This is a genomic window from Corallincola holothuriorum (assembly GCF_003336225.1).
Classification (GTDB): Bacteria; Pseudomonadota; Gammaproteobacteria; order Enterobacterales; family Neiellaceae; genus Corallincola; species Corallincola holothuriorum.
The window spans coordinates 243,829-263,530 of the sequence record NZ_QPID01000005.1 but is presented as its reverse complement, the minus strand read 5'-3'; the positions used below and the strand labels follow the sequence as shown (position 1 = coordinate 263,530).

Below are 19,702 nucleotides of genomic sequence, written 5' to 3'. Positions count from 1 at the left end.
CGTAAGCACGGACAAAGGTCAGCGGCTAGCCGCGCAGTGCCCTTTGTCCTTGAGGTGCGCAGCGACGAGTTAGTGACTTGCTTTGTTAGGTGTATCACTAGCAGCAACTCCTTCGCATACGTACCACAATTCAACATCTAGCTTCTTACAACTCCAAACCTCTGGAGTTGTAAGCTTTACTGATTTTGATGGCGCAGGAATGAAATCAAATGACTGGTAGATATCGCCAAATACACCAGAGTCGTAAGTAACAAATCCAACACCACCTGAGCGTAAATCTACTTCTGCGCGCGAGATCCCAAGCGAGTGAAGCTTGGCACGAATCCCGTTGTACGCCTCTACTTCTTCGCTGGTTGGCTTATGGAAAAATGAACCGTCTACGATATCCGACTGCACATAGACGACAGTAAGTTCAGACATACTCAAAATTTCGGATTTTACCTCAGAGATTCTATCCAAATTTTGAGAAAGCCACTCCTCCTCCTTCTCACTTCCCATAAAACCACACCCAGCAAAAAGTAACACCAGTAGCGCGATTACACGTCGATAATTCAATTTTCCCTCATACACCTAACGTCAAAATTTGTGGCTAGCGACGAAGGAGCGAGTCCTTTGGCCCGCCGCGATAGCGGTTTCGAGCGGGACAACTTGCAACATTTTCTTGTTATGCATTAGCCAACTTGTCCACCAATAATTCATATCCATTTTTACTTAGGTAATCTTTTAAGCTTTCTAAGTACTTTCGCTCAGGAATTTGAATCTCTTTGTGCTCACCATCCCAATAATTAATTTCCACGAACCCATCGGGAATAAATTCGCCTTCTATTTCAATTTGGTACTCATCTAAGTCATTAGGATAAGTGACTCCATAAAAGCCATCATCACCACCAAATCCATGCCGCTTTAATGCGTACAAGACCAAACTCTCTTTAGTAGGCCAATTACTTGAAAATACCTGTTCGAGTATATCTGACTCATTCATAGTGAATAACGCCACGGGCAAAGGTCAGCGGCTTGCCGCGCTGTGGCCTTTGTCCCTGAGGAGCGAAGCGACGAGCTAGTAAGCATTGTTATAAGCGCTCCAAATCGGAGAAATCTTTGGAGACCATTGTTAACTCCCTGGTTTCATGACTCCACTCGTAGACCTCAGAGCTTAATGATTCATTCGCAACCAGAAATATCAAGAGATCTCCACAACCATTACTCGCAATAGCCACTGCGTTATCAGGGAAGTCATGCCACTCGCGCGCCTCATTAGTTTCGCGCAGGACATGATTGCAGGTACGGGCAATGCGTTTACGATCTGATTGGTCCAAAATCGGAAAGAGTTGCCAATCTTCTTCACCAACTACCAACTCGCCACCGTTGTTAATTGCCATGGCAGCTCGATAGCTGGAGGGTAGTTTGAAGCCAAGCTGGAGCTCAAACTGAGCCAAATACTTTTCTTCGAGATCAAAGGCCAATTGGATTTCCTTGAAGCTTCTAACGCCCGCATTACGGGCCGCAGTGTAGGCGCGAAGCGCCGAAACGGAGTTCCGCACCAGCTTTGCTGGGGCAAGCGTAGATGCGTTTGTTAAGGTTTTTTGCCACAAGTAACCTCTACTTGAGCAGTGTGAATTCCATCTTTTGTTGGCAACGAAGGCGACATATTGAAATGCACTGACATTTCGTCAGAAGAACAAGCTACTTTGCTACGATAAAGTGCTGCGTTCCATGCTACCTCTCCAGATTTCTTCGACTTACATATATGGTAGTAATCTGCTTTTTTAGTCACAGGCTCTTTACTAATGCAGCCAATGCCTGTTTGCGAATCGTACTCTTGTATATCTTCTGGGGCTAATGTTTGAGCTAGAGCCATTGTGGGAACTAGAGTTCCAATCACTAATAATTTTATTAGAATACTTTTCATTTTCTTCCTGAAACCTTAACAGCGTATTAGACAGAATTCTCACTAAGTCGCGCATCCGTCAATCAACTATCTCACCAATATACGTCCTTAACTTTCGCTCTATCAACTAGTTAACTCACAGTTGGGGGGTTACACCCGTACCTGTGGCGGTGAATGCGGTGTTACTGGGTTCTTATCGGCACACAAGCAAAAACTAAATAAGCAACAAAATCAATTAACTAAACAGATCCGCCTAGTAGAATAGAAGAACTTGATTCTACATAAATACGCTGACGCAATAAGGCTTGCCTGCTGACCCCCTGCACCACCACGATTCACCTCATCGATGCCCGCTTATTTTCTGTCAGATTTTGCTGAAAGCAGCACTAGTGCACCCTATGCCCTTACTGGCGCTGAACGACGATGGCGCCAATTTTCACGCTGAGATCTGTAAATCGAACAAAGCTTGAACAAACAGCAAAAAGTTAGCCCCTGCAGGCTTGACAATTGCCGCGCAAATCTATTTAATGCGCCCCACTTACCGCGTAAGCGCTGCTTGCAGCCAGCCTTAAGTGATGTAGATATGCCCAGATAGCTCAGTCGGTAGAGCAGGGGATTGAAAATCCCCGTGTCCCTGGTTCGATTCCGGGTCTGGGCACCACTTGCAGATGTGGTGGAATTGGTAGACACGCTAGCTTCAGGTGCTAGTGCCTTCACGGGCGTGGGAGTTCAAGTCTCCCCATCTGCACCAAATTTATAAAAAAACCCGCTCACCGAGCGGGTTTTTTTATGCCTGATTTCACATATTTCTGTGCTGTTACCGAACATTAGTTGCCTGTATCACTGTTCGGTCGTCATCGCTTTACACATTAATGACACTGCACCATAGTTGTGCCAGCAAACGTCGGAAACCGTTGGAGCCTCTCCATGAGTCAGTTGGACAGCCAAGACAATCTGCAAAGTCCACAAGCCACACAAACCCGTATCGTCACGATCGGTGGCGGTAGTGGCCAGTATGCCCTGCTCTCCTCTTTACGTGATATGCCCAATGTGGCGATCACGGCGGTGGTCTCTATGACCGACAGTGGCGGCAGTACCGGAAAGCTGCGCGATGAGTTAGGCATCTTACCGCCGGGTGATGTGTTGAAGTGCATTCTGGCGTTATCACCACAGCGAGAAGTGGCGCGAGAGCTGTTGCTAAAACGCTTCAGCAGCGGTGAACGACTGATGGGACACAATGCAGGCAATATGCTGCTAACCATGCTGGGCCAATATGCCGGTTCGTTTCAGGAGGGGATTAAAGCACTGGCTGAAATTCTCGATGTTAAAGGCGACATTTTACCTGTCACCACAGACAAGGCGACACTGGTCGCAGAGCTGACCAATGGCGATCGGGTCTTTGGTGAAAGCGCCATCGACCTGCCACGGGGAGATCAGCGAGAGAAGATCTCTTCAGTATTTCTGGTGCCGCACCATACCGATCAGGTGTCCGTGAATCCTCCAGTATTACAACAGATCTTAGATGCCCATATAATCCTGATTGGGCCAGGGGATCTCTATACCAGTATTGTGCCTAACTTATTGGTACCGGGGGTAAAAGAGGCGCTGCAAAACAGTCGTGCCCGGATCTGTTATCTGACCAACATCATGACCAAATTTGGTGAAACCGACAGTTACCATGCGGAAGATTTCATTCGTGAGGTCGAAGCTTATGTTGGACGGCCACTGGATGAGATCATCTATAACGAAGGCCGCCCCCCGGAAAAGATCCTGAGCCGATATGCGGCGCAGAAAAGCACCTTTGTTCGTTTTAAGGATATCGCTGAGTGTGCGCAACGTTATCGTTTACACAACTACGATCTGGTAGACAGCCAAGCTGACATCGCCCGTCATGACAGCGGTAAGCTGGCCGCTGCGCTATCACGGTTGTTAGCTGCTTAATCGGCAGTTAACTCGCTAGCCACTTCGCAAACCACACCTTAAAGCTGTCGCACAGGGCAACTAAAGAATTGGATCCAGGGGCAACAATTTAAAGCCCATGAGCTTGGCACGTTTGGCCAGCGACGCGTGTTTATCTGGATTATCACCCTTGCTTACTCGCCAACTATTCACCGGCAGCATGTCGTTGAGAATGCTTTGCTCAAGACGGCTCGACAAGGTGGGCTCGTTAAATAGCGCCCCAACTTCGGTGTTCAAGTTTGCCGAACGCGGATCAAGATTAAACGTGCCAACATACGCCAGCTGGCCGTCCACCACGAAGCTTTTTGCGTGCAAAGCAAATATCGGCTCACGCCCCGCGCCCTGCACTTGCGGGTACCTTGCCATCAGGGTGCGCTGCGATAGTGGGTGCGGCCTAAATTCGTAGAGTTCAACGCCAATCGCCAGTAGATCTTCCCGTATTTTTGCGTAACCGCTAAAGGCTGGAAGGTTATCCGTTGACGCCAGAGAATTAGTGACAATTTTTACTTTCACCCCTTGGGCTATTTTGTCAGCAAAGAAATCCATCCCCCCTTCTGGCAGAATCAGATAGGGCGACTGAATAGTGATTGTACGTTTCGCACTGGCCAGCACTTGCACCAAGGAGTCCGTTGAACGACCACCGCCTTTCAGCCCCTCTTTACCGCTGTTTTTCCCCGGCATATCGTGAACAAATTTCACCTCAGTCCACACCAGCGCATCGACCAACTCGCTAAAGCGTCTGGGTAAGTCTGCCAGTGCTTGCCGCACCTCCGGCGCAAAGTTGGCTGGGTCCTGCGCATATAGGTGCAGTTGCTGCTGAAATTCATGCACTTGCTGCTGGGTTAGTTGTTGCTTGGAGTGTTGCAGAAGTTCGCTGATCGGCTTAGACAGATCACTTTGCCAAAACTGCTCAAAGTTGCCTGTCATCTGCTTAACCGCATGCCCCACTAACAGAATATCGCGATCACGAAAGTTATACTGCTGGTCGAAGTCGTAGTATTCGTCGGCCATATTGCGCCCGCCAGTGATGCCAACCACGCCATCAAACGTTGCTGTTTTATCATGCATCCGCTGGTTCACCTGCCTGAACCCCAAGGCGATATTCAGAAAACGTTTCACACCAGACACCCCCACTGAGTGCAGCGGGTTATATATCTTCACTTCGACATTCGGATGCGCTTCCAATGACAACAGCGTGACATCGTCTGCATCAATCAACAGATCATCAACCAGCACCCTGACTTTAACACCGCGCTCTGCCGCACTGAGTAACGCTTCCGCCGCTAATGTTCCGATATTGTCACTGCTCCAGATAAAATACTGCACATCGATGCTGCGCTCGGCATGGGCAGTTAACCAGGCACGCCCCATTAAGGCTTCTTCGCCATACTCCAACAGATAAACACCGGTGGAGTTTTGCATCTGCGACTGCAATGGCTGCAGGCGTTCAGTCAGGCCAATGACTGGTAGCTCGGCCTCGGCTTTGACCGGCACAACCAGCACAACCAGCAGACAGAGTAAACCAGAGAGCAAGATAGAGGTGGGAGTAACTGCAGTGACAGGACGGCGCAGGAAAACAGCACAACAAGCGAACAGATGCAGGATCACAGCCATGGAGAACCTCCGTGTAGAATCTATAAGGAAAAACAACAAACGCAGCATGGGGGCAGTAGATAAGTCACAGGCACCAAGCATAGAGTGCTATGCCAGATGCCTGCACCGCTTTCTGTTTAACTGGCTAATACTTGGAAAGTTCCAACCGTGCCATCGAGTAAACTAGAAACCTCTTCCGCTGGTTGCGGCTTAGCAAATGCGTACCCCTGCATCAAACGACAGCCTTGTTTAAGCAGGAAGTCGCACTGTTCAGAGGTTTCCACCCCCTCAGCGATCACGTTCAAGCGCAGGTTCTTGCCCATGGCGACAATTGCCGAGGTGATCGCGGAATCATCACTGTCATCGGGCACCCCTTGCAAGAAACTACGATCGACCTTCAAGGTATCGATAGGGAACTTCTTCAGGTAGCTCAGCGATGAATAACCGGTACCAAAGTCGTCCACAGCAAACTTAATCCCCAGTTGACGAAGATCTTCGATCCGCTCCACTGTTTCTTCAGGGTTGCTCATCATCAAATCTTCGGTGATCTCCAGTGTCAGGTACTCTGCTGGGAACCCTGTTTTACTAAGGATATCTTCAATTGATGCCACAATATCCGGCTCAATCAATTGCCGCGGCGACAAATTCACTGTCAGGGCAATATCGTAACCGGCTTGATGCCAAGCTTGCCCCTGCTGACAGGCCGTCTGCAAGACCCAATGGCCAATAGGCACAATAAGCCCGCTCTCTTCAGCAATCGGAATAAACTGCATTGGCCCCACTAAGCCCATATCGGGATGTTGCCAACGCAATAGAGCCTCAAGCGCGGTAATGCGGCCAACCTTTGCATCGACAATCGGCTGATAGTGCAGCAATAGCTCTTCACGCTCGATAGAGCTACGCAAACTCGACTCGAGTGCTAACTGCTGCAGGGAGTGAATATTCATCTGTTCAGAAAAGAACTGGTAAGTATTTTTCCCGGCATCTTTCGCTCGATACATGGCGATATCTGCATGCTTGAGCAGTGCCGATGCGTCTTTCGCATCTTTCGGGTAGGTAGCGATACCGATACTGGCAGTCACATGATATTCCTGGCCAGCCATAAAGAACGGCTGCTGTGCCGCACTGATCATTTTGGTGGCCACACCGGCGAGGAATTTGGGATCAACCAAGTCCTCAATCATCAATACAAACTCGTCCCCGCCTAGGCGAGCCAACATATCAACTTCCCGAATACACTCTCGGAATCGCTCAGAGACGGTTCTCAATACTTGGTCACCATAGTCATGACCCAAGGTGTCATTGATCAGTTTGAAGCGATCCAAGTCGATAAACAGCAAGGCCATTTTCCGATTAGACCGGCTCGCCTTAGCCACCGAGCGCTGTAACGAGCGGTTGAAGATAGAGCGATTGGGGAGCCCGGTCAGTTCATCAACGCCCGCCATGGCAATCATTTTATTCTCAACTTGCTGGCGCTCTTCGGTATCCCGGGAGATCTTTTCTTGTGCCGATACCAGCTCCGCTTTTTGTGCCAGCATTTTTTTCACCAGCTCGCCACGTTGGCGACGATAGATGGTCACAAACACTAGCAAGATGATAGTTAGCAGGATAACCGTGGTGTGACTGAGCCAATCAAACCAACGTTGCTTACTTTCTGCCGCTTGTAATGGCGCAGCGCGTTTGCTGATCTGAATTAACTTATTGAGCTCAGTCTGCAAAGCCGTCACACGTTCATTCAGTTCACGCTCGCGGGTCTGCGCTATCTCAAGTTCAGCAGCCAATTCACCACTTGTCTCGCCAACGCCTCCCTGACTTTCCGCCAAGGCTTTCTCAGCTTTTTTCCGCGCAGCACTTTCCGCAGCCAACTGTTTGCGTAACCGCTGCAAGCTGGCCTCTTTCTCGGCCACCCGCACTTCATTGTCTTTCCGCAAGGTTTCCAACAAAGAGAGTACTCGGCCTTCATCTACCGGCTGCTCAGCGATTCGATCCTTTTCTGCCTTTTCTGCTTTGAGCTTATCTGCTTTGGCCTTTTCTGCTTTGAGCTTATCTGCTTTGAGCTTATCTGCTTTAGCCTTATCTGCTTTGAGCTTATCTGCTTTGGCTTTTTCTGCTTTGAGCTTATCTGCTTTGGCCTTATCTGCTTTGGCCTTGGCCAAAGCAATCAAAGGATCGCTGCTGTATAACCTTGGATCACCTTGAAGCTGCCATACCTCGAAGCCATCACGAGCAACATTAAGCACCATATCCTGCTTAACGTTTTTCTCTTTTCCACGGTGAATAATAAATCCAAAGCCCTTGGCTTTATCGATGACGGGGACATCGTAATAAACACCAAAGTCATCACGACCGCTGATCAACATAGGAAAACGCCAAGATACGACATGGGTTAACGCCAAATCGTCTCCCCAAAGGTGTAGTCCCCACCCCTCGTAGTCACCCGCATCCCTGTGATAGTGAATCCGCACCGTGTTAAGCGGCAATTCACTTGCAATTCCTTGATTGACCACAAGAAGCATGCAAGCGACTAAACCCAGAAAAAGTTTTTGCCAAAGCTTCATGTTTTTAATACCAAAATATTCCGTAGATTATTGGTGAGATGCACGCCAACCATCAGCATACATGCAATTCGTCCAGCGTTAGTTGTCCATTAACAAATTAGCTGACACTTTACCAAGGACTGCCGTGACAATGCCTCTCCATCTCACAAAAATGCGTTATTGACACACTTTCAAACAACCGAGAGATTACCAATTCGTGCGCCAAGTCTCACCTTGAAGTTAGTAACTCCTCACTTAAGCAATCCAGACTAACTTCATATACAATCCCCATAGTCCGTCGTTTTTCGTGCCGGATCTCAATCCTTTAACCTATCAAGCTGGTTCTCACTTGGCAGCTTAGTTATGCTGCGCCTCGAGACCAGAAGATGGAGAATTCAGCGGTCATGTTTAACTCTCGCAACCTTTTTGTATTATTTTTTGCTTGGCTGATTTTAACAGCCTGCGACTCCCCAAGTGAAACGAGTACAACAGCGGCACAGGGTGCCGCACTCACTCCTGCTGTCAACGCAATCGGCCCAGATGAAGATCTACTGGCGGAGCAGGAAAGCTTTTATCAAGGGAAAGCACTCACGCTGCTCCAGTCGGGTCAACGTAGTGTACTTGATGGCCCCGCTTTAGCACTCACTTTTTCTGTTCCCCTCACGCCACAGGATGATTGGAACAAATGGCTGAAAGCGTCGATAAAGGAGACGCTGGTCAACCAAAATTGGCTGCAATCCCAGGATGGTAAAACCCTGTATCTGCCATTTGTCGAGCCAGAAGTAGAGTACAAAGTACAACTGGCTGCGGGTCTGCTCGCCATTAACGGTGCCAGTTTACAGGAAGCCCAAACCTTAACCATCAAAACTCGTCCATTAGCTGCCGGGGCAGCTTTTAGCAGCAATGGCTCGGTATTGCCGTTAAATCAGTCGGCCAAACTGCCGGTAACCGCCATCAATGTCGACGAAGTGAATGTCGATTTTTTCCGTATTTCGCAAAGCTATCTGCCGCAGCTGTTAAGTTACTATTCACCAGCATCATCACTGGATAACTATGCACTGAATGAGTTGACGCAACAGGGAGAACGCGTCTATAGCGGACGTTTCAAACTGAACACTGAAGCCAATCGCAGACAAACAGTGTTGTTGCCGTTGTCCAGTGCAGAGCTGCAAAAAGCAGGCGTTTATTTTGCAGTGATGACCCCCTTGGGCGATTACAGTTGGGCCCATCAAACCACCTATTTCTCTGTCAGTGATCTTGGACTGCATGCCCGACGTTATCGCAGCAATATCACCTTGTTCACTCAATCTCTGAGTAACGGCAACGCCATTTCCCAGGCAAAAGTAGAACTGCTCAACCGCAAGGGAGAACTGATTTGGGACGGCGCGACAGATCTCGATGGTCGTGTCGATATTCCAGCCCATGACAAAGCGGCGCTGGTGCTTGTCACCAAAGATCAGCAGCTGGCCACATTGGAAGTCAGCCGTCAGGCGTTAGATCTTTCTGCCTTCAAACTTGGTGATACCACATACACGCCACAGCAATTCTATCTGTTTGCGCCAAGGGATCTTTATCGTCCAGGCGAACAGATCAAGATGTTGGGGATGATGAGAGATGCCGACGGCAGAGTGCTTCCAGGCATGTCAGTGCAGCTCAAACTTACCCGTCCCGATGGCCAGGTAGCGTTCGAAAAAACGGCTCAACCCTCTGAGTTTGGTGAATTTGATATTGAGTATCAGATCCCTTCCGACGCCCTGCCCGGGCAATGGTTACTGCGACTAGAAAGCGCGGCAGGCAGCATTCGCCAACAGAGCATACTGATTGAAGAGTTCCTGCCGGAACGGATCAAAGTGGAGCTGGATGATGCTACGGAACAACAGATCGTCTCAGCAACCCAAGCCTACACCCTCAAAGTAGCCGCTGACTACCTATATGGTGCCCCCGCTGATGGCAATCTGGTCGAGGCCGAGCTGACCGTCAGTCTGGCGCGTCACCCCCATACACAGTGGGAGAAGTTTGCCGTTGGTCTGGCAGACGATGAACAGCGAGAACGTTGGATCTACCTTAACGGCATCAACTTGAATGATGCCGGCACAGGCGAATTAAAGGTGACTCCGCAGCAAGCAACGGAGTGGCGTGAACTCAAAGGCCCACTGAGCTTTCAATACCTGGTCAGCGTCTATGAAGAGGGCGGCCGGGCAATCAACCGACGTCAGCAGAAAACCCTCTGGGAGAAAGAGGAGCAATGGCCAGGCATCGCGATGGAATTTGATCCTGACAACCACGCCGACGGCAAACCAGCCGCTTTCTCTCTGCTAAATTTGGATGCTGCAGGCACCCCGATCAGCGGTGAAGTGCAGATCACCCTGACCAATGAAAATCGGGACTATTTCTGGCGCTATGATGAAGGCAGCGGTTGGTACTATGACAACACGGCTCGCCCCTACATCGAACTCGAAACACGGTTAAATCTCGACAGCGACAAGCCCACACGCTTTGCTCCCCCGCTCAGTGCGGGTGAGTATCTGCTTGAAGTCACCAACAGCCAGCAACACACCAGTAGTATTAAGTTCAGTATTGGTCATTGGGGCTACCAGCAGGTAGAAAATCTCAGACCTGATATGGTGAAATTGTCTCTGGACAAAGCCAGTTATCAAGCCGGTGACAGCGCCGAGCTTTCGATTGACGCACCCTATGACGGCTATGGCTTAGTGCTCATCGAAAATAGCGACCGCTTACTTTGGTGGCAAAGCCTGCCGCTGGATAGCGCTCAGCGCGAGGTCTCATTACCTATTGATCCCGCCTGGCAACGCCACGACTTACACATATCAGTGCTTATCGCACAACCAGAAGCCGAAGTCAGCGCCGATAAACCGATGCGTGCTCTTGGCATGATCCCATTGCCGCTATCTCGTGACGAGCGCCGTTTTGAGTTGGCACTGCAAGCACCAGAAAAAGCACTGCCACTCACCGAATTGCCAATCAAGTTGAGCTTGGGCAACGCGAAAGGCAGCAGCGCCTATGCAGTGATCGCCGCTGTCGACCAAGGTGCTCTCAATGTCAGTAACTACACACCAGAAGATCCCCTGGCCCGTTTGTTTGGCCAGAAGCGCTTTGAAATCGACCTGTTTGATAACTATGGCCGAGTGATCCATCGCTATACCGGACACGACGCCACGCTTCGATTTGGCGGTGACGCCGACGCAACGGAGCTCAAGCGTGGTGGCGAGCTGAATAACGACGTGCAGATCGTCTCGCTCTGGCAAGGGCCGGTGCGCTTTGATATCAACGGCGAAGCCGAGATCCCACTCGATCTGCCCGACTTCAACGGTGAGTTGCATCTGATGGCATTCGCGTTTAGTGATCGCCAGTTCGCTCTCAGTGAAAGTAGTTCGGTGATCGCCGCACCAATCGTCGCGCAACTCGGTGCTCCCCGCTTCTTGGCTGATGGCGATCAAAGCCAGCTAGCCTTAGATCTCCGCAATATGACGGAGACCGAGCAAACCCTTTCGATTAAAGTAGAAACCGATAAAAAACTGCTACTGTTGAAAGAGGCACTACCAGAGCAGATCACCCTGCAACCACAACAAAAGCAAACACTGATATTGCCGGTAATTGCTCAAGGACGCAGCGGCAGTAGCCACATATCCATGGAGATTGGCAACGACGAGCTCAACATTGTTCGCCATTGGCAAGTGCCGATGCGTCCAGCCTATCCAGCGGAAACCAGAAATGAGCGCAAGCTTGTCGTGCGCCACCGCCCCTTTACCCTGAGCTCCAAATTTCAAAAAGGGTTAGATGCAGAGACCCTGCAAACCCAACTGGTGCTGGATGCCATGCCGCCACTGTCTCTGGATCAACAGTTCAAACACCTGTTGCAATACCCTTATGGCTGTCTGGAACAAACCACCAGCCGCGGCTGGCCGCTATTGGCCACTAACAGTCACAGCCGCGCCAAACTTAACCTCACCCTGCCCGATGGTCTGGATCCGCAGCAAGCCATTGACGCAGCAATCACCCAGCTATTAGCGAAACAAAAAGGAAATGGCAGCTTTGCCCTGTGGGACAATCATGGCACAGAAGAGCCTTGGCTAACCGTCTACGCCACCGACTTCCTGTTAACCGCCAAAGATAACGGCTATCAGGTACCAAGCAAGGCACTAACTGCGGCGAAAGACAGGTTGCAGCACTACCTGCGCAGTGAGATGTTAAGCAGCCACTATTCCGAGGCCCCCAACCATACGCGACTGGCTTATCAGGCTTATGCCGCTTACCTGTTGGCGACACAACAGCAAGCCTCTCTCGGCACCTTGAGAACTCTGTTTGACCGTTCGAAGAGCTTTGCCGAATCGCCGCTGCCATTGGTGCATTTAGGCATAGCGTTCAAGCTACTGGGCGACGAGCAACGCAGTACAGAGGCATTAGCACTGTCACAGACTCTGCGCCGGGAAGAGAATAAATATCTGGCAGACTACGGCTCCCCCCTACGCGACAATGCGATTGTGCTGGCGCTGTTAGCTGAACATGGGCTAGCCCCTGCACAACAGAATGACGGCTTGTTGGATCTGGCCGACCAACTTACCCGCCAACGCTGGCTAAGCACTCAAGACCGTGCCGCGCTATTACAATTGGCGCTGCAATTGGACGTAGAAAAAGATTGGCGCGCCACCATGAAGCTGGCAGGTCAAGCGCACCGCTTACAGCAAACCTCGCAATACACGCAACTTTGGCAGGGCAAAATGCCGAGTCTGAGTGTCACGACTCAAGGCGCAGACAGTGTTTACCTCGACCTGACCAGCGTTGGCTACCCGACCCGCAAACCGAAACCGGTGAGCGATGGTATGGCAGTATCCAGACGCTATTATGATCGCGAAGGTAAGCCGCTGAACTTCGACAACATTAAAGTCGGTGATCTGGTTATTGTGCGCCTGACTCTGTCAGCATCACAACGGACACCGGATGCATTGGTGGTAGATGCGTTACCAGCAGGCTTTGAACTGGAAAACCCCAACCTGACTCACAGCATCCAGTTATCTGATCTGCAGATTGACAACCAACCAGCATGGCATGAGGGCTGGAGTGGCTATGTTAAACATCAAGAGTACCGAGATGATCGCTACGTCGGTGCCATTGATCTTTATGGTCGTGGCGAGCAGGTGCTGGTTTACCTGATGCGAGCTGTGACGCCGGGTACCTATCGTGTGCCACCTAGCTACCTCGAAGATATGTATCGGCCTAACTTGCGTGCCATCAGTGACACCCGTAATAAGCTGACCGTCTTGCCTCGGTGAAGAAACGGTTTGCCATTGCGCTGATTTGTACAGCGGTAAGTCTGTGGCTTTTAGACAGACTTTTTCCGCTGCCAGCGCCTTATCAGGAAAAACGCTTCTCTCAAGTCGTTGTGGCCGCCGATGGGCAGCCACTGCGTGCGTTTGCCGATAAACAAGGTATCTGGCGCCAGCCAACCACACCGGCACAGGTCAGCGCGAACTATCTAACGGCACTGCTGCACTACGAAGATAAGTTCTTCTACTGGCACCCTGGGGTTAACCCCTATGCATTGGTGCGTGCTGGCTGGCAGTGGCTACGTCATGGTCGCATCGTTTCTGGCGGCTCTACCCTGACCATGCAAGTGGCCCGCCTGTTGTCCCCCCACCGTCGAACACCGTTGGGAAAACTGCAACAAATAGCACGCAGCTTGCAGCTGGAATGGCACTACTCAAAACAGGAAATCCTCACGCTTTACCTCAATCTGGCACCATTTGGCGGCCCCATTGAAGGGGTTGAAGCGGCGAGTCACGCCTATTTTGGCAAATCCGCTGCACAACTCAGTCAAGCTGAAGCAGCACTGCTGGCGATTATGCCGCAAGCGCCCAGTCGCTTTCGTCCTGACCGTTACCCACAAAGAGCACGACAAGCCCGCGACAAGTTGGTGAAGCGCTTAGTCGACGGTGGGATCTGGCCAACCACAGCGCTGACAGATGTTGCCCTAGAGCCGGTGATCGCCCAACATCACTACCGCCCCATGTTAGCGCCGCTGTTAGCACGTCGGCTGGTGTCGCAATATCCCAATCAACCACTCCTGCAAAGCAGTCTGCAGAAACCACTGCAACAAGCACTGCAGCAACTGGCAACGGACTATTTAAGCCAATATCCGCTGCATACTGGCTTAGCCATCATGGTGTTAGACAACCAAAGCCAACGCCCCATTGGTTATCTAGGCAGCGGCGAATTTGGCTCGCGCCAACGTTTAGGCTATGTCGATATGGCGCAGGCGGTGCGCTCCCCCGGCTCAACGCTAAAGCCCTTTATTTATGGCTTAGCCATCGATCAAGGACTGATCCACTCAGCATCACTGCTGGTCGATGCACCGCGCTTTTTCAGTGACTACCGGCCAGCGAATTTCAGTGGCAAGTTTCAGGGCCCCATCACCGCTGCAGATGCGTTAACCCGATCGCTCAACGTGCCCGCGGTGGAGCTGCTCGCTCACCTCGGGCCAAAACAGTTCTATACCCGGATGGTCAATGCCGGCGCTAAGTTCCGCCTCAGTGATACCCCCGGACTACCGATAGCCCTAGGTGCGGCCAGTACCAATCTGGAACAGCTGGTGGCGCTGTATGCCAGCCTGATGAATGACGGCCAGCTAGCCCGTATCTCCTATCTCAAGGATGAAAAGATCACGACGCGGCCGCTGATGTCGCCGCAAGCCGCCTGGATGATTTACGAGATATTACGTAACCAACGTCGTACCGACCAACCGTTCGATGAGAATGTCACGGGGCGGCGTAACAACCTGGCCTGGAAGACCGGCACAAGCCATGGCCATCGAGATATGTGGGCGGTTGGCGTATCGCCCAAATATACGATTGGTGTCTGGATCGGTCGTCCCGATGGCACCTCCATGCCGGGGCACTTCGGCGCACGTACAGCAACACCGCTACTCCTGATGTTAGCGAACCTATTGGCCGACAATACCCCTCCGCCGGCAGCACCGCCGGGGGTTATCGACACAACCATCTGCTGGCCTTTGGGTAAGCGCGCACTACAAACGCCCCCTGAGCTGTGCCAAGAGCAACACCAGGCATGGCTACTGGGCGATCAGGAGCCCGCAACTTTACTGGCCGCGGAGGGTGAAAACGGCAGCTTGATGCAAAGCGTCTGGTTGACGGCAGAGGGCACGCCCACGCTGCAACGCTGTGATGATGCAGTACAACAGGTCAAGATCGCACTATGGCCGCTGTTGGCAGAGCCTTGGGTCGCCAAGTCACAACGTCGCCATCAACAACTGCCGATGCATGGTTGCGATAATCAGCCTGTTGCGCGACCACTGTTTGTCGTCACACCAAGACAAGGCTCGCGCTACTTACTGCCGCCAACACAAAGCAGCGTAGCAATCACTGCCAAAGTAATGGGCGGCGGCAACATCAAGTATTGGTATCTCGATGGCGAATTGCTCGGCCAAAGCAATAACCAACTCCAGCGCTTTTCTGTCAGCGCACCAGGCAGATATCAACTCTTGGTCAGTGATAATTTGGGGAACAGTGATTTAGTGGAGTTTGAGTTGAAATAAAGCGGAATTTACTGGTTATTCGTGATCTCAGGAAGTACGGCTAAAGTCAGCCGACAACTGCAGCAGAGCTTGTCATTTTCATCAACAACATCGATCTGCCATACCTGACTGCTGCGCCCTAGGTGTACCGCAGTAGCCTTCGCTGTGACCATTCCGGAGCGTGCCGGACGTAGATGATGTGCGTTTATCTGCTGCCCCACCACCAGCATCCCTTCAGGTGCAGCCAAATAACCTGCCATACTGCCCAAGCTTTCTGCTAACGCCGCCGATGCACCGCCATGCAGTAGCCCCATCGGCTGCATGGTACGCTGCTCAACGGGCATAGTCGCCAGCAGATGAGCTTGACCCAGTTCAGTGATCCTCATCCCCAGATGTTCACTTAAGGTATTGCGGTTCATCTGGTTGAGCGCATCCAACGTCGCTGACTTATGCCAGATCGTCAGTGGCCTGTCGTCATTGGTCATTTATCTAACCACGCCAATGCTTCACGGCGGCTGGTAAACACCTCCGCATGCCAGGGATTTTCTCGTTGCTGCTGTTGCAGCACACGCATGGCAGCCATACTCGCCTTGCTGTAAACCAACACCGCCATCGCCTCAATCTGCGGCAGATCGGCTAAGCCTTGTTGAGCTTCGTAGGTATAGGTGTACTGATTAATCTTATTGATAAGTAGGCGAAATGGCGCACTGAAATTGGCCAATAGACAGTCGTGATAGGCCTGCACATCCGACAGTGTCATCTCAACACCATCATCAACAATCACCTCGGCAATATCAGGCGCTAATTGATGAATAGTGACAACAGAAGTTCTAAATGTCGTCATAACGATACTCGTACAGATTCTGATTAATGACCCTTAGGCTTTATATCATCCAGCGTTAACACGCCGGTATTCTCAAACGGTACTTTTACCGAAAAACCCAAGCTGGTATGCAGATATCCGCTCACGTGGTAGTTAAGCGCATCGTCTTGAGCGCTGATAAATTTGAGCAATATCCCCGCGCCCTTGAACATATTCGTGGTGAGATAAAGGCTCACTTTCTCTTCACCAAACGGCTCAATGACTACTTCAGATGCGCCGACACCCGTCGCCACCTCTTTTCCTTCCACTTCCAGTGCAAGGTTCAGTCCCTCAATCGGCAGCGCTTGGTTGTTCGGGTTTTGCACATTGAGCACCACCAAGAAACGCTGCTCAAACAGATCACCACCTAAGCTCTTAATGCTGGACAAGCTGACATTTGGGCTTGCAAAGTCCAAGCTGGCACAGCCTGCCATCAATAACAAAAATAAACTCGCTACCAGTTTCTGTTTCATTACCATCGATCCATCAGCCACATGCAGAGAAAAATCGGAATCCTTCATACTGCGCTTCCTACAACATCTGAGCATACTACCAGTGGTTATGAAAAGCTTTTATCAGGACAGAAAATGTCGATCTATGTTCGTCCTAAGTTCACAGTTAACTTCGCCCCTGACTGGAAACATTAGCAATAACCTAATCAACAAATTGGCATAGCATAAGGGTTACGCTACTCTGAACAAAAGCCAACCAACGACAGACCAGACGAATCAATTTTGTCTGTTTTCTACCGACCATAGAGTTAGTGCCATTGATTATTTTGAACACGGCCTCAGTGATTTCAGCTGCTTGTCTCACCCTGTTTTTAGTTTGTACCCCCGCCGTAGCGAAAACAGAACAACAGTCAAATGAGCGCTCACAGGAGAACTCAAAGCCACCACTTAAGGCTGAGCCCAGTAGCCCCATTGCCAATGCGCCAAGCCCTATCGTCAGAATTGAACCAAAGTATCCGATGCGGGCTGCCAGAGATGGGATTGAAGGAGAGGTCGTGGTCGAAGTCGTGATCGATGAAATAGGCGGTGCCGATCAGGTTAATGTTGTCACTGCAAAACCAACCGGCATTTTTGACAAAGCCGCAATGAAAGCGGTCAAACGCTGGAAGTGGCGACCCACAATCGGAGCCAACGGCCCCGAAAAAGTCACGGCAACCTATAAATTAAGATTTCAGTTGGCACCTTAGAGCAACAAAAATCAGCCCCTGCCACGCAAATTCTGATCCACGACGGGACAACGAAAGCACAACTCGATATGCTGCTCTCGATTCGAAATTTGGAAAAATGAAATGCAGTACAAAGCCATAAAATTGTTATTAGCGAGCCTGATCATTGTTCATCTATCAGGCTGCGTTGCCGCGGCTGTCGTAGGCACCGCAGTAGGGGTAACAACGAGTGTTGTAGGTGGCGCGGTTGATGTGGCCGATGCCGTCACTCCCGACATTATCGATGATGACGATTAAGCGTTCGCCAAGCTGACATCGATCGATAGTGCTTTCAGGGAGCAAGGCATCACCCTGCTCCCTTAATCTTAACCCGCAGCACAACGATTTTCTTCCAGGCAAAACCGCTAAACAGTTTGCAATGCCAGCTCCAGCGCCGCAGTACGACTATCTAGCAAGTGCTCTTTGCCCAGCAGATCTATCAACCCCATTCTGGCCAATTTGTTTCTGGCTTCCTCGGTACGTACCACCAAATAAACATGCTTTTTCAGCTCAATCGCTTCAGTAATGGTGTTTTCCACCGCCAGAGAAATCGTGTCATCAATTAACGACACTTCGCTCAGATCGATCACCACAGTTTGATGCTTCTCTATTTTTTGGTGTTGCCTGGACAGCGCTTTAGCCAAACCAAAAATCAACGGCCCGCTGAGATACACCAACAAGATCTTGCCTTTGGCTTGATTCAGTATCTCCTGCTCTCTCGGCTTCAATGGCACCTCATCATCGATGTCACTGATCGCCTTTATACTTTGCGCTTGTGAACGGCTTAACTTCTCAATGATGATGATGTTGGCAACAAACACCCCAACCCCAACGGCAACGATGAGATCAACAAACACAGTCAACAACATCACCGCGTACATGATCAGTGTCGAATACCAGGACACTCGGTGGGAACGTTTAATAAAGCTCCAGTCGAGAATGTTCAGGCCAACCATGGCAGCAATACCGGCCAGTACCGCCAAAGGGATCACTTCCAATAGGTCTGCGGCACCAAACACCGCAATCCCCAGTACCGCCACCCGCATTACGCCTGATAACGCAGTTCGTCCACCCGCTTGAATATTTACCACGGTGCCCATGGTTGCGCCGGCACCCGGCAAACCACCAAACAGGCCCGACACCAAGTTGCCGACGCCTTGACCGATAAGCTCTTTATCCGATTTATGCTCAGTACGCGTCAGGTTGTCAGCGATCACCGACGTCAACATCGAGTCGATACATCCCAACATGCCCAACACCATGCCATCGAGGATCATGGTAGTTATCTGATCGGCCGTAAATGTGGGGAATACCAGGCCGGGTAATCCCACTTCAATCTCACCAATTCGGCGTACTTCCCCCAAATCGAACACCAGCACTGAGACCAGCGTGATACCCACCAAAGCGATGAGTTGCGGCGGCACCATCGCCTTGATTTTTTTCGGGGTAAAAACCAGCACAGCGAGGGTAGCGAAGGCTAAAAATATCTCTATGGTGATCGCGTTAGAAATCAGCTCAGGCAGGGTTTTAAGTGTCCCCAAGGCTCCGCCACTGGGCGCGGCTTGCCCAAGGAAGGGTGCCAATTGCATGATTAATAAGATGAAGCCAATACCGGACATAAACCCAGAGATCACGCTATAGGGCATCAAGGTGATGTATTTACCAAGCTTTAGTGCACCAAAGGCGATCTGAAACAGACCGGCGATCATCACCACAGTAAATGCCATGGCAATGCCGTTTTCTGGATCCGTAGCCAGCATATTGGTGATCACTGCCGCCATAATCACTGTCATCGGCCCTGTAGGCTCGGAGATCAGCGTGGGCGTACCACCAAACAACGCAGCGAATAATCCAATCAGCAACGCACCATAAATGCCCGCCTCGGCACCTGCCCCAGAGGCAATACCAAAGGCCAGTGCCAGCGGCAGTGAAACGATGGCCGCGGTTAAACCACCAAACAGGTCACCGCGGATGTTTTGTAAGCTTATGGCATTAAACACGTTCAATCGTTACCACCCCAATCTAATGCGTAGTTATTCGTATTCTTATTTAGTTTCGAGGGCGAGAGTTTATCCCGTTCGAGGTAGTTTTTCCAAGA

Annotated in this window: 15 protein-coding genes and 2 tRNA genes; 7 read left to right on the top strand and 10 right to left on the bottom strand. The window is 50.8% G+C overall.

The window, feature by feature from the left end:
* Positions 1-69: 69 nt before the first annotated feature.
* The 4 genes from DU002_RS10330 to DU002_RS10315 form a co-directional block, all read right to left on the bottom strand.
* Positions 70-555 (bottom strand): hypothetical protein, encoded by a 486-nt coding sequence (locus DU002_RS10330; RefSeq protein WP_147271827.1) that lies wholly within the window; start codon positions 553-555, stop codon positions 70-72.
* Positions 556-664: 109 nt separating this feature from the next.
* Complete coding sequence (locus DU002_RS10325) at positions 665-982, bottom strand: hypothetical protein (RefSeq protein ID WP_199405214.1); 318 nt, start codon at positions 980-982, stop codon at positions 665-667.
* Between the two features lie 88 nt (positions 983-1,070).
* Positions 1,071-1,592: an SMI1/KNR4 family protein gene (locus tag DU002_RS10320; protein WP_233496472.1), complete on the bottom strand. Its 522-nt coding sequence runs from the start codon at positions 1,590-1,592 to the stop codon at positions 1,071-1,073.
* Complete coding sequence (locus DU002_RS10315) at positions 1,574-1,909, bottom strand: hypothetical protein (protein WP_114338295.1); 336 nt, start codon at positions 1,907-1,909, stop codon at positions 1,574-1,576. Before DU002_RS10315 ends, DU002_RS10320 begins: the two co-directional genes overlap by 19 nt.
* A gap of 564 nt (positions 1,910-2,473) precedes the next feature.
* Here DU002_RS10315 and DU002_RS10310 point away from each other — a divergent pair.
* The 3 genes from DU002_RS10310 (at position 2,474) to DU002_RS10300 (ending at position 3,829) form a co-directional block, all read left to right on the top strand.
* Positions 2,474-2,549 (top strand) — tRNA-Phe (locus DU002_RS10310).
* A gap of 3 nt (positions 2,550-2,552) precedes the next feature.
* Positions 2,553-2,639: transfer RNA gene (locus DU002_RS10305), tRNA-Leu, on the top strand.
* 176 nt (positions 2,640-2,815) lie between these two features.
* Complete coding sequence (locus DU002_RS10300; protein ID WP_114338294.1) at positions 2,816-3,829, top strand: gluconeogenesis factor YvcK family protein; 1,014 nt, start codon at positions 2,816-2,818, stop codon at positions 3,827-3,829.
* A 60-nt stretch (positions 3,830-3,889) separates the two neighbouring features.
* Here DU002_RS10300 and DU002_RS10295 read toward each other — a convergent pair whose 3' ends face one another.
* Together DU002_RS10295 and DU002_RS10290 are read right to left on the bottom strand one after the other, a co-directional pair.
* Positions 3,890-5,461 (bottom strand): phospholipase D family protein, encoded by a 1,572-nt coding sequence (locus tag DU002_RS10295; RefSeq protein WP_114338293.1) that lies wholly within the window; start codon positions 5,459-5,461, stop codon positions 3,890-3,892.
* Between the two features lie 116 nt (positions 5,462-5,577).
* On the bottom strand, positions 5,578-7,998 hold the full coding sequence (locus tag DU002_RS10290; protein ID WP_114338292.1) for an EAL domain-containing protein: 2,421 nt from the start codon (positions 7,996-7,998) through the stop codon (positions 5,578-5,580).
* A 383-nt stretch (positions 7,999-8,381) separates the two neighbouring features.
* On the opposite strand from DU002_RS10290, the gene DU002_RS10285 reads away from it, so the two are divergent.
* Positions 8,382-13,268, top strand: coding sequence for an alpha-2-macroglobulin family protein (locus DU002_RS10285; protein ID WP_158538025.1), 4,887 nt, complete (start codon positions 8,382-8,384; stop codon positions 13,266-13,268).
* Positions 13,265-15,547, top strand: a complete 2,283-nt coding sequence (pbpC, locus tag DU002_RS10280; protein ID WP_199405213.1) for a penicillin-binding protein 1C — start codon at positions 13,265-13,267, stop codon at positions 15,545-15,547. Before DU002_RS10285 ends, pbpC begins: the two co-directional genes overlap by 4 nt.
* An 8-nt stretch (positions 15,548-15,555) precedes the next feature.
* Here the strand turns inward: pbpC and DU002_RS10275 are convergent, their stop codons facing one another.
* Genes DU002_RS10275 through DU002_RS10265 form a run of 3 tightly spaced genes read right to left on the bottom strand, consistent with a single transcriptional unit; the run spans position 15,556 to position 16,909 of the window.
* On the bottom strand, positions 15,556-16,011 hold the full coding sequence (locus tag DU002_RS10275) for a hotdog fold thioesterase (RefSeq protein ID WP_114338290.1): 456 nt from the start codon (positions 16,009-16,011) through the stop codon (positions 15,556-15,558).
* On the bottom strand, positions 16,008-16,370 hold the full coding sequence (locus DU002_RS10270) for a hypothetical protein (RefSeq protein ID WP_114338289.1): 363 nt from the start codon (positions 16,368-16,370) through the stop codon (positions 16,008-16,010). Before DU002_RS10270 ends, DU002_RS10275 begins: the two co-directional genes overlap by 4 nt.
* A 23-nt stretch (positions 16,371-16,393) precedes the next feature.
* Positions 16,394-16,909 (bottom strand): LEA type 2 family protein, encoded by a 516-nt coding sequence (locus DU002_RS10265; protein WP_158538024.1) that lies wholly within the window; start codon positions 16,907-16,909, stop codon positions 16,394-16,396.
* A 248-nt stretch (positions 16,910-17,157) separates the two neighbouring features.
* Here DU002_RS10265 and DU002_RS10260 point away from each other — a divergent pair, with 248 nt between their 5' ends.
* A complete protein-coding gene (locus DU002_RS10260) occupies positions 17,158-17,586 on the top strand; it encodes a TonB family protein (protein WP_147271825.1) in 429 nt (142 codons plus the stop codon).
* A 102-nt stretch (positions 17,587-17,688) separates the two neighbouring features.
* Positions 17,689-17,862 (top strand): NF038104 family lipoprotein, encoded by a 174-nt coding sequence (locus tag DU002_RS19435; protein ID WP_165419356.1) that lies wholly within the window; start codon positions 17,689-17,691, stop codon positions 17,860-17,862.
* Positions 17,863-17,969: 107 nt separating this feature from the next.
* Here the strand turns inward: DU002_RS19435 and DU002_RS10255 are convergent, their stop codons facing one another.
* Positions 17,970-19,610 carry a SulP family inorganic anion transporter gene (locus DU002_RS10255; protein ID WP_114338286.1) on the bottom strand — a complete coding sequence of 547 codons (1,641 nt, stop codon included), beginning with the start codon at positions 19,608-19,610 and terminating at the stop codon, positions 17,970-17,972.
* Positions 19,611-19,702 lie beyond the last annotated feature (92 nt).

What these genes read in the sequence shown, in the direction of transcription:
- DU002_RS10325 (WP_199405214.1), bottom strand. Translation starts at nt 982, where the DNA reads ATGAATGAGTCAGATATACTCGAACAGGTATTTTCAAGTAATTGGCCT.
- DU002_RS10315 (WP_114338295.1), bottom strand. Translation starts at nt 1,909, where the DNA reads ATGAAAAGTATTCTAATAAAATTATTAGTGATTGGAACTCTAGTTCCC.
- DU002_RS10300 (WP_114338294.1), top strand. Translation starts at nt 2,816, where the DNA reads ATGAGTCAGTTGGACAGCCAAGACAATCTGCAAAGTCCACAAGCCACA.
- DU002_RS10295 (WP_114338293.1), bottom strand. Translation starts at nt 5,461, where the DNA reads ATGGCTGTGATCCTGCATCTGTTCGCTTGTTGTGCTGTTTTCCTGCGC.
- DU002_RS10290 (WP_114338292.1), bottom strand. Translation starts at nt 7,998, where the DNA reads ATGAAGCTTTGGCAAAAACTTTTTCTGGGTTTAGTCGCTTGCATGCTT.
- DU002_RS10285 (WP_158538025.1), top strand. Translation starts at nt 8,382, where the DNA reads ATGTTTAACTCTCGCAACCTTTTTGTATTATTTTTTGCTTGGCTGATT.
- DU002_RS10275 (WP_114338290.1), bottom strand. Translation starts at nt 16,011, where the DNA reads ATGACCAATGACGACAGGCCACTGACGATCTGGCATAAGTCAGCGACG.
- DU002_RS10270 (WP_114338289.1), bottom strand. Translation starts at nt 16,370, where the DNA reads ATGACGACATTTAGAACTTCTGTTGTCACTATTCATCAATTAGCGCCT.
- DU002_RS10265 (WP_158538024.1), bottom strand. Translation starts at nt 16,909, where the DNA reads ATGAAGGATTCCGATTTTTCTCTGCATGTGGCTGATGGATCGATGGTA.
- DU002_RS19435 (WP_165419356.1), top strand. Translation starts at nt 17,689, where the DNA reads ATGCAGTACAAAGCCATAAAATTGTTATTAGCGAGCCTGATCATTGTT.